The sequence below is a fragment of the Staphylococcus ureilyticus genome, assembly GCF_002902235.1.
In the GTDB taxonomy this organism is placed as follows: Bacteria; Bacillota; Bacilli; order Staphylococcales; family Staphylococcaceae; genus Staphylococcus; species Staphylococcus ureilyticus.
In genome coordinates this window covers 1-10,694 of record NZ_PPRL01000118.1, presented here as the reverse complement: position 1 = coordinate 10,694, position 10,694 = coordinate 1, and the positions used below count along the sequence as shown (strand labels likewise).

10 protein-coding genes are annotated in these 10,694 nt (G+C 33.1%); 6 read left to right on the top strand and 4 right to left on the bottom strand.

All coding sequences use genetic code 11. The features are described from left to right. Positions 1-223 precede the first annotated feature (223 nt). The 4 genes from lrgB to CD150_RS10930 form a co-directional block, all read right to left on the bottom strand. Entirely contained in the window at positions 224-925 is a 702-nt protein-coding gene (gene lrgB, locus CD150_RS10945) for an antiholin-like protein LrgB (protein ID WP_103161585.1), read from the bottom strand. After that, entirely contained in the window at positions 922-1,365 is a 444-nt protein-coding gene (gene lrgA / locus CD150_RS10940) for an antiholin-like murein hydrolase modulator LrgA (RefSeq protein WP_046207562.1), read from the bottom strand. Before lrgA ends, lrgB begins: the two co-directional genes overlap by 4 nt. Positions 1,366-1,485: 120 nt before the next feature. Further along, positions 1,486-2,250: a response regulator transcription factor LytR gene (locus tag CD150_RS10935; RefSeq protein ID WP_103161584.1), complete on the bottom strand. Its 765-nt coding sequence runs from the start codon at positions 2,248-2,250 to the stop codon at positions 1,486-1,488. Then, entirely contained in the window at positions 2,247-4,004 is a 1,758-nt protein-coding gene (locus CD150_RS10930; RefSeq protein WP_103161583.1) for a sensor histidine kinase, read from the bottom strand. The genes CD150_RS10935 and CD150_RS10930 overlap by 4 nt, the downstream gene beginning before the upstream one ends. A gap of 346 nt (positions 4,005-4,350) precedes the next feature. Here CD150_RS10930 and CD150_RS10925 point away from each other — a divergent pair, with 346 nt between their 5' ends. The 6 genes from CD150_RS10925 to pcp all read left to right on the top strand — a co-directional run. Beyond that, complete coding sequence (locus CD150_RS10925; protein WP_073344078.1) at positions 4,351-5,742, top strand: MFS transporter; 1,392 nt, start codon at positions 4,351-4,353, stop codon at positions 5,740-5,742. A 229-nt stretch (positions 5,743-5,971) separates the two neighbouring features. Continuing rightward, a complete protein-coding gene (locus CD150_RS10920) occupies positions 5,972-7,567 on the top strand; it encodes a M20/M25/M40 family metallo-hydrolase (RefSeq protein ID WP_174894783.1) in 1,596 nt (531 codons plus the stop codon). A 98-nt stretch (positions 7,568-7,665) separates the two neighbouring features. After that, a complete protein-coding gene (locus CD150_RS10915; protein ID WP_073344075.1) occupies positions 7,666-8,106 on the top strand; it encodes a DUF805 domain-containing protein in 441 nt (146 codons plus the stop codon). Between the two features lie 303 nt (positions 8,107-8,409). Then, a complete protein-coding gene (locus CD150_RS10910) occupies positions 8,410-9,114 on the top strand; it encodes a DUF969 domain-containing protein (protein WP_019468807.1) in 705 nt (234 codons plus the stop codon). Beyond that, the gene (locus CD150_RS10905; protein ID WP_070657952.1) at positions 9,107-10,033 is read left to right on the top strand and encodes a DUF979 domain-containing protein; all 927 of its coding nucleotides are present in this window, start codon (positions 9,107-9,109) and stop codon (positions 10,031-10,033) included. Before CD150_RS10910 ends, CD150_RS10905 begins: the two co-directional genes overlap by 8 nt. 44 nt (positions 10,034-10,077) lie before the next feature. Continuing rightward, positions 10,078-10,694 (top strand): pyroglutamyl-peptidase I (gene pcp / locus CD150_RS10900; RefSeq protein WP_103161582.1); only part of this gene is annotated, 617 nt, incomplete at its 3' end.

The following is a 10,694-nucleotide window of genomic DNA, read 5'->3' as shown; positions in this document are numbered from 1 at the left end:
CATGTAACGTTAATTTTTAAAAAATTTCAAAACGTATATAAAATGATATAAACATTTATATTTAATTAAACTGTATTAAATATAAGAAAAAACGGGGGGAGAAAATTTTAGGTTTCATAAAACTAAAGAAAACGTCAACTTCTATATTTATCATAGAAATTGACGCTTAAGCTTGAGCAAGCATTGTTTATGTTCTAACTTTTTATCGTTGTGATTTTAGATATTATAGTAAGACTGTTGCTAAAATTGGTGCAACAACGACTACGATTACACCTACGATTACTAGTGAAATAGAGGCCATTGAAGCTTCTGTCTCACCAAATTCTTGTGCAGATGACACTCCTAATGAATGGCCACTTGTACCAAGTGCGAGCCCACGAGCAATAGGGTTTGTAATGTTAAATAATTTAATGAGTTTGGAACCTAAAGCATAAATAATGACACCATTTAAGATTACTGCCAATGATGTTAGTTCTTTAATACCACCAATATCGGCTGATACTGGTAAAGCAATGGCAGTGGTAGCACCTTGTGGTAACATAGATGCAATGATTTCATTTGAAAATTGGAAAGCACTTGCAATGAAATAGATAAATACCAAAGCAGCTGTCGTTCCGAAAGCAATACCACCAAGGATCTGTTTCCAATATTTCTTAAGCACGTCACGTCTTTTATATAACGGAATCGCAAAACAGATAGTTGCAGGTTCTAAAAAGAAATTGATGATGTTGCCACCGATTTTATAATTTGCATAATCTATACCTGTTAACTTTAGAAATGCTATACCGAAGACCATGCTGACAAATAATGGTGTAAATAAAAAGAAGCCATTCGTCTTCTTGAATAATATCGTTGCTACGATAAAAGGTATAATAGATAATAAAATTCCAAAATATGGTGTGTTAATGCCTAAATGTTCAATCATAATTTTTCCTCCGCTAACTGTTTAGGTTTTCTTTTCTTAGGTATAAATGATTTTGTAATTAACATTTGTGAGAAAAATCCTGTGCATAGTAATAATAAGATTGTAGAAATGATAATTAGCAATATAATCAAGATCGGACTTTGGCTTAATACGCCTAAAGAATTAATAACTGAAATACCTGCAGGTACAAATAAGAAACCAATATTATTTGTTAGCGTCGTACCCACTTTTTCAACTTCCCCAAGTTTAACAATCCCTGTACATAAAGCGATAAATAATAAGACTAGACCTATCACTGATGCTGGCATTGGAATAGGCATGAAACTTTCGATAATATTTGATAAAAGCATGATGATTGCCAGCACTAGTACTTGATGAAAAAAGTTATACGTTTTTGAATGACTAGGCTGCTTCTCAGCTTGTTTTTTGTTTGTTTCCATAATGTATTTCCTCCCGAATTAATCTTGAGTTAATTATAATATGAAAACGGTTGCTACTAGTCGTTTTAAAGGTGAATTACGAAACGTATATACTGAGTTGCATTAATTACGATGTGACATTCAAAGCAAGCCCATATTCTGCTTGAACGTTTTCATATATGAGCGACTGACTTGGAATTTTAATGCATTTGTCATCGTAAGTTGATAGGTATAGTTAAACCAATGTTCTATTGTTTGTATGTGTACTTTATTAACAAGCGTGGCACGGTGAATTCTCATAAACAAAGGATCCGCAATTTTTTTTTCGTAATGGTTAAGTGGTTCAGTTGTATGATAATTTTCTTGTAAGGTGTTGATCGTAGTAATACCGTTATTAACAGAAATAGCAATAATATCTTCTAAATTAATGATATGAATACGCTCATCTACTTCAATAGGTAAAACCATTTGTGAAGTTGGCGTATTTTCTTTGTGTGCATCATTTTGATGCTGGCTGACATCATTTGCTTGTTTATAAGTATCGTGATCGAGCGCTGTTTCAACTTTATGGATGGCCTGTGCAATACGTTTTTGTTCGAATGGTTTTAAAATATAATCCGTCGCATCTAGCTCAAAAGCTTTAACGGCGAAAGTATCATGTGCCGTAGCAAAAATAATATGTGGTGGGTTTTGCATTTTGTTAATTTTATTTGCTAAATCGAGTCCACTCTCTTCCATTAAATTAATATCTAAAAAAATTACATCATAACGATCATAAAGTAAGAGTTCTAATGTTTCTGAAACATTTTCTGCTTCATTAATTATATCAAACGTACGAATTTCATTTAATAAGTAATGAAGTTCGTTACGCGCTAAAGGTTCATCATCTACAATAATTGCTTTCAATGTTTTTCGTCCTCTCTTATGAAAAATGGAATAGTATAACTTACGTTGGTACCTTCTTTGCCGGAATGAATATGCATTTTAGCTGTAATGCCAAATAAGCCTTCTAATCTGTGATTTAAATTCTCTAAGGCGCTACCTGTGCCTAAATCAGAATAAACACGTGTTTTACCTATATTATTAATTTTATCATCAGGGATTCCTGAACCATTATCTTCAACTGATATATATAATCCATCTGCTGTTTTATAAGCGGTTACGATAATACGATTGTTATATTTACGGTTTTTAAAGGCATGTTTGATGGCATTTTCTATAAGTATTTGTATTGCAAATGGTGGTACAAGTGCACCATAACATGAATCTTCAATATTGAATGAAACATCAAAACGATCTGGATAACGCGCTTGTTCCAGTGATAAATAAGCCTCAACTTGTTGCAATTCCTTTTCAAGTGAAATCGTATTGTTACGTGCACCTTGTAAATTTGAGCGGAAAAATTGGCTGAGCTGTAACAGTAACTTTCTTGCTTTTTCACTATCAATTCTGACTAAGGCAGAAATTGTGTTAATGGCATTGAAAAAGAAGTGCGGATTTACTTGTGCTTGTAGTGATTTGATTTCGGCATCTCTAACTAAAGCGCTTTGTGTTTCAGCTTGACCTAATTCAAGTTGACTAGAAAATATCTCTGCAAGACCAGATGCTAACTGTTTGTCGGAATGAGTAACATCGTGCCTATTAGTAAAATATAGTTTTAAAGTACCAATAACATCATTCTTGACTCTTAATGGAACGACAATGGCTGCTTCAAGCGGGCATTCAGGATGATTACAACCAATATCTTCCCTTGAATATGCTTCTTTTAAAGTACCTGCTTGTATTGCCTGTTTTGAAAGATTGGTAATGATTTGTTTTTGGGCAACATGATGATCACTTGCTGCACCTACATGCGTTAATATATCTTTACGATTAGTGATAGCGACTGCCGAAACACGCATAAGATCTATAATAATGGTAGCTGCTTGTTTGGCAGAATGCTCATTTAATCCTGAGCGGAAAAATGGTAATGTTTCATTTGCTAGTTGTAAAACATCATGTGTTTGAATAGCACGTGTTTCTTCTTCTTGTTTGATTGTCGATAATATAATTGATAAAAAAATTGCTGTACCGATTGAGTTGATTGAAATCATAGGTAAAGCAATTAATTTAACTAGTGACCAAGCATGCTCCGTATTATCAGAAAAGATTAAGATACAAATCATTTGAATAACTTCTGTAGTACCTCCAATGATAGTACCTTTAACTATGGTAGGATACTGACGTGCACGCATTGCTCTATAACCAAAATAACCGGATACTAGCGCAATAAATATAGATGAAATCAGATAAATATAAGCATCAGCACCACCAATATAAACACGATAAATGCCTGAAATCATTGCGACAAAAATAGCGACGAATGGTCCTCCGATTAACCCTGAAACACCTATGGTAAGTACGCGCGTATTTGCGAGAGAAGCCTCAGGATCTAAGTGATTATAGACGCTACCATTAACGACTTCATTGCCATTGATTTGTATACCTGTGAAGTTTGAAATCATAGAGAAACACCCGAAAATGATGATGAGCTGCCATTGTGAACTTCGTTTATCTCTTTGATTCATCATTGTTTTAAAGTGATTAATATTCATTAATATATAAGCGATAATAATAATAAGACCTACACGTTCTAGTAATAAAATAAATAAATTTAACATCTCATACACCTTTATAGATAATTTGTCTATCTAGTATAATACATAATTTTGATTATGTATTAATTATTCTTATAGAAAAAATAAAATTTCTAAACGCTATCAATATATTTTGTGGAATAATTAAAAAGTTACTTAATACGCTTTGCGTGCTCTTTTTTTAGCAATAAATTGAAGTAAATGTTATTTTTATCTTATTGACTTTTTTAAAAAATGTTTTGAATTTTAAAAAGTCATGTTTACCATGTAATCATTATTATAAGGCAAGAGAAAATGTTTTGGAGCTGGACAAGTTAAATCATTAATAATGATTATGGTTGTTTTACGGGGATTTAGGAGGCAAAATAATATGGAATCAGAACAACCATTCGAAGGAGATAACAGACTTCTTTTAGGTATTTTTTTAAGCGTAATAACATTTTGGTTGTTTGCTCAATCGCTCGTTAATATCGTTCCTGCATTAGAAACATCTTTCACAACTAGTTATGGAACGATTAACGTAGCCGTAAGTTTAACCGCATTATTATGTGGTTTGTTTGTTGTAGGTACAGGAGGACTTGCAGATCGATATGGTAGGGTCAAAATGACTTATATCGGTTTGACTTTAAGCGTTCTTGGATCATTACTTATTATCATTCCAGGATTTGTCCCTTTGTTAGTACTTGGGAGAGCAATACAGGGGCTATCTGCAGCATGTATCATGCCTTCGACATTAGCAATTATAAATGAATACTATATTGGAAGAAGGCGACAACGTGCGTTAAGTTACTGGTCTATCGGTTCATGGGGTGGTACTGGAATTTGTTCGTTTTTTGGTGGCATCATGGCTACCTTTGTAGGATGGCGATCTATATTTATTATTTCAATAATAGTAGCTTTAGTGTCTATGTATTTAATCAAACACACGCCAGAAACGAAAGCCGTTCAAACCGAGGCATCAAAATGTGCCAAATTTGATTTTGTAGGGCTAATTATATTAATAGTTGCAATGCTGAGTGTCAATTTAATCATTACACAATCTTCAAATTATGGTTTCTTTTCACCGCTTATTTTGATGTTAATTGTGATATTCATCATTTCAATTATTGTATTTATATTATTTGAAAACAAAGTTAAAAACCCATTGATAGATTTTAAACTTTTTAAACATAAAGCATACAGTGGTGCTACAGTGTCAAACTTTTTACTAAATGCTGTAGCAGGAACGCTTATTGTTGCGAATACTTATTTTCAATCGGGATTACATTTCACCTCATTCCAATCTGGTATGATGACTATTACTTATTTAGTAGCTGTTTTAATCATGATTAGAGTCGGAGAAAAAATCCTACAGGAAGTCGGTCCTAAAAAACCAATGCTTATAGGTGCAGGGCTTAATGCGATAGGGATTCTATTAATCTCGTTAACCTTTTTACCTACGCCTGTTTATGTCATCAGTTGTGTGTTAGGTTACTTAATTTATGGTGTAGGCTTAGGTATGTATGCCACACCTTCAACAGATACAGCTGTTACTACTGCGCCAGAAGATAAGGTAGGTGTCGCGTCTGGTGTATATAAAATGGCATCTTCACTTGGTAACTCATTTGGCGTAGCTATTTCAGGGACAATATTTACGATTATGTCAGCTCGTGACAATATTCATGTTGGTGCCATGTATGGACTGTGGTTTAATGCTGCATTAGCAATCATTGCATTTGTATTTGTATGGTTATTAGTTCCGAAAAAGCAATTTAATAATTAGTTATGGTAATAAGATTTTTGAAGTAAATAACAAAATGAAATGCATCCTCTATGCTAGATTAAGTATCAAGCATAGAACGGTGCATTTTTAGAGTAGTATATATGAAAAAAATTAGGATATAGACAAACCTCATATGCGTAAATTAGTTTGAAATGTACAGTAAAATTATTGGTTATCATTGGGAAATCATATTATAATTTAGTAAACGCTTACAAGGAGGTCTGGATTGATGCAAACTTTATGGCAAAATGAACAAGATCGTTTAACTTTACTAAAACAACTTGTAAATCACCAATCAATTACGAATACACAAGGAGAGAAAACATTCCCTAATCTGGTAAACCAATTGTTATTTCAACTTAAATATTTTAAGACCAATCCCAATCAAATTCAAAAAATACTAACGGATGATGATAAAGAAGCATTAATTGCTTTTTATCAGGGTTCCCAATCCGGTAAAACTATTGTACTTGTTAGTCATTATGATACGGTCGATGTGTCGGAATTTGGTTTAGCTCATGATTTAGCTTGTAATCCTGATAAATTAAAGCAGTATTTTTTAGAAAACCAAAATTATTTAGATAAAGGGGCTGTAGAAGACTTACTTAGTGAAGATTACTTATTTGGTCGTGGGATTATGGATATGAAAGCAGGTCTCATGTTGCATATGTCTTTAATTGAATTAGCATCCATTGAACAATGGGATATTAATTTGATTTTAGTTACGGTTCCAGACGAGGAAGTAAATTCTTCTGGTATGAGAAAAGCGGTAGAAAAATTAGCAGAATTAAAAGCTAACTACGATTTAGATATACAATTACATTTGAATAGTGAACCTACTTTTCAGCAAGCTACTTCAGATGAAAAACATTATATATATTCAGGATCAATTGGTAAAATCATGCCAGCAGTACTGTGCTATGGAAAGGAAACACATGTCGGTCAGCCTCTTGAAGGTTTGAGTGCTAACTTTATGATGAGTTATATTACACAAGCGGTAGAATATAACACACAGCTAAAAGAACATTTTGAAAATGAATCCACACCTGTACCTGTAACATTAATGATGAAAGATATTAAAGATACATATGATGTGCAAACGCCATACAAAACCATAGGATTATTTAACTTCTTTCTATTTAACAAAACGCCTAAAGATGTTTTTAGAGAATTCATAAATACGGTCATCACTGCTGTTGAGCGTTGTGAATCGGATTGGCTATCTGTATTAGAAACAGAAGATTACCAATTCGATAAAAAAATTAATGTTCTGACATATGAGCAACTTAGGCAATATGCTGTTAAACAGTACGGTGAAGAAGCAATCACTAATCTTATAGATCAAACACTTCAAGAAACGTCAGAGTTACATTTACAGAATATTCATGTTGCAGATAAGCTGATGCAAATATGTAAGAATATAGCGCCAGCTGTAGTGACATTTTTTGCTTCACCTTATTATCCAGCTGTTAATGCTTCATCCGACAAGCACGTATCCTCAACTATAGAATTAGTGAAACATACACTAAATGAACAATTTCAGCGTAGTAGTGAACAAGTATATTATTTTAATGGCATCAGTGATACGAGTTATTTAAAGTTTGATGGAGATATGGAACAGATGGTTATATATGAGCAAAATACGCCAAATTTCAATCGTACATACACTATTCCTTTTGAATCAATAAAAGCCATCAGTGCACCTACATTGTTGATAGGACCCATCGGCAAAGATGCTCATAAATTAAGTGAGCGTCTGCATAAGCAGAGCGCATTAATAGAATTACCTGTCGTGCTAGAAAAAGTAGTTAAGTCATATATTTAAACTAGATATGTAGCTAGTACTTGTTAGAAGGTGTGCGATTACGCTATTATGAATAATAAATGTTTAAATAACTTTAATTGAAAAATGGAGTGTCAAATATGATAGAGGCGTATAAAGATTTTTGGAAAAAATATATAGATTTTCAAAGTAAATCCAATAGATTAGAGTTCTGGACACCGGTGCTGATTCATATTGTTAGTATATTTATTGTAGCTATTATTGGTGTTATTGCTTTTATTTCAGGTGCTTTTATTGTTGCTACAATCCTGTCAATATTGGTTGGGATTTTTGTATTGGCAATGATTATACCAATGTTTGCTATAACATTGCGACGATTTTATGATGCAGGGAGAAGAAGAACTTCTGCCATCATTCTTATAGTTGTGTCTATTATTATGAACATTTCATTTGATTTGATTCAAATCAATAGCATAGCCATCATACTTAATGTGATTGCATGGATATGTACGATTTTATTAATCATTGAAACATTGCTACCTTCTCGTAATGAATCGGATGCCACTTTAAAATGGCTATAGCATTTTAAATGCGAATGAAGATATGAGACAGCAAGTGTTTAGATGTATGAATTATGGCGAACTTTAATGTCGTAGTAGAGGAATAAGTATAATACACGCGTTTTAACAAAGATGTTCAAGTAATTTTCCAAAAATGAAAAATTAAAATTTATCGCTTATAAGCCGTTGTCATTAAAAGTCTGAAACATGTAAAAGATGTTTTGGACTTTTTTGTTTATGTTGTTAAGGTATAAAAATTATCTGAAAATTCATTGTATTAAAAAAAGTAAACCTTTAATATAAAAGAAGAAAGGTGGAGATAACATGGAATGGTTAAAATTGATTGGAATTTTAATTATAGTACTTGGTTTTTTATTCAAGATTGATACGATTGCTGTGATTTTAATCGCTGCTGTAGCGACGGGACTTGTATCAGGTTTAAATTTGTACGTTATTCTTGAAACATTAGGAAAAGCTTTTGTTGATAATCGTTTAGTTACACTTTTTATTTTAACATTACCTATGGTGGGGTTAATTGAGCGTTTTGGTTTAAAAAAGCAGGCCTCGAATATGATCGGTAAGGTGAATAAAGTTACGAGTGGGCGATTGATGACTATCTATTTATTCATTAGAGAATTAGCGGGTGTTGCATCAATACGTATCGGAGGACATCCACAGTTTGTACGTCCATTGATTAATCCAATGGTACAGGGTGCGTTAAGAACACGCTATCATTTGCAAGAACATGAAGTAGACGAAAAGGATATCGAAAAGATTAAAGCGCAGACTTCTGCGATGGAAAATTATGGTAATTTCTTCGGTCAAAATTTGTTTGTAGGGGCAGCGGGTGTATTGTTAATGGTTGGTACGTTTCAGTCTTTAGATATTAAAGTGAATGCCATTGATCTTGTATTAGCGTCATTACCTATAGCTGTTATTGTCTTTTTTATTGTGTGGATAAATAATATTAGATTTGATAAATATTTAGATCGGAAATATGGTAAAAAGCAGGTGGAAAGACATGAGTGAGCATACATTAAATCAAATTTTAGAACTATTTTACATATTAATTGGTTTACAATTACTTTATACGGCATATCGCGTGTTAAAAGCATCAACAAATAGCAAAAAATATGGTACAGCTTTATTTTGGATTTTATTAGCTATTTTATTTATTGCCGGTCCTTATATACCTAACGTAATCAATGGCATATTTATCATAGTTATGGGAATATTAACGCTATGTAAACAAGTGGTTATTAAAAATATTATAGATGTCAACGAAGCACAGGGAAACGTGGGTTCACAAAAATATGGAAATAAATTATTTATCCCCGCTATTGTTTTAGCTATAGCTGCGATTATCGTTTCTAATTGGACACCACTAGGAGGAGCAATAGGTTTAGGTGTTTCTTCGATATTAGGGTTACTTGCTGCATATATTGTTATTAAGCCAAATGGTAAATATATACTTTACGACAGTGACCGTCTAACCCAACAAATTGGAACAGTTGGTATACTACCACAGTTCTTGGCTGCATTAGGCGTACTTTTTACAGTGAGTGGTGTGGGGGATGTTATTTCTAAAGGCATATCCTCTTTTTTACCAGAGGGCAATCATCTTATAGGTGCGGCAGCATATGTTATTGGCATGGTGCTTTTTACAATGTTAATGGGTAATGCATTTGCTGCATTTACCGTTATCACAGCAAGTATCGGTATTCCATTTGTTATCGCACAAGGTGGAGATCCTGTTATAGCCGGTGCACTGGCTATGACTGGTGGATTTTGTGGTACATTATTGACACCTATGGCAGCTAATTTTAATACTTTACCAGTTGCTTTATTAGAAATGAAACGAGAATTCGGTGTGATTAAAGCGCAAGCGCCTATTGCACTTATATTAATTTTGGTGCATATAGGATTAATGTATGTTTGGGCGTTTTAAAATGTAAAAAGTATAAATTAAAAAATGAAAAGGGGATGTTAATGATGAAAATATTAGTAACAGGGTTTGATCCTTTTGGTGGAGAAGAGATTAATCCAGCATTGGAAGCTGTTAAATTATTGCCAAATGAAATTGAAACACATCAGATTGATAAGATAGAAATACCTACAGTTTTTAATAAAAGCAAAGAAACTATAGTTAATAAATTAAAACAAGAACAATATGATGTTGTATTGGCAATTGGACAAGCAGGTGGTAGATTTGAATTGACGCCAGAACGTGTAGGTATAAACATTGATGATGCGCGTATACCTGATAATGAAGGTAACCAGCCGATAGATGAAGTTATTCAATCATCAGGCGATGCCGCATATTTTTCCAATTTACCAGTTAAACGTATGACAGAGGCGATTAAGTCTGCAGGGGTACCAGCGAGATTGTCTAATACAGCAGGTACTTTTGTATGTAATCATATTTTGTATCAACTTGGATTTTTACAAGCAACACAATTTCCAAATATTAAATTTGGATTTATACATGTGCCTTTTATCCCTCAACAAGTCACAGACAAACCTGAAAAACCATCCATGTCTATTCAAACGATTGCAGAAGGTTTGGAAGCTGCTCTCAAAGCGATTATAGCTGTCTCTTATACACATCT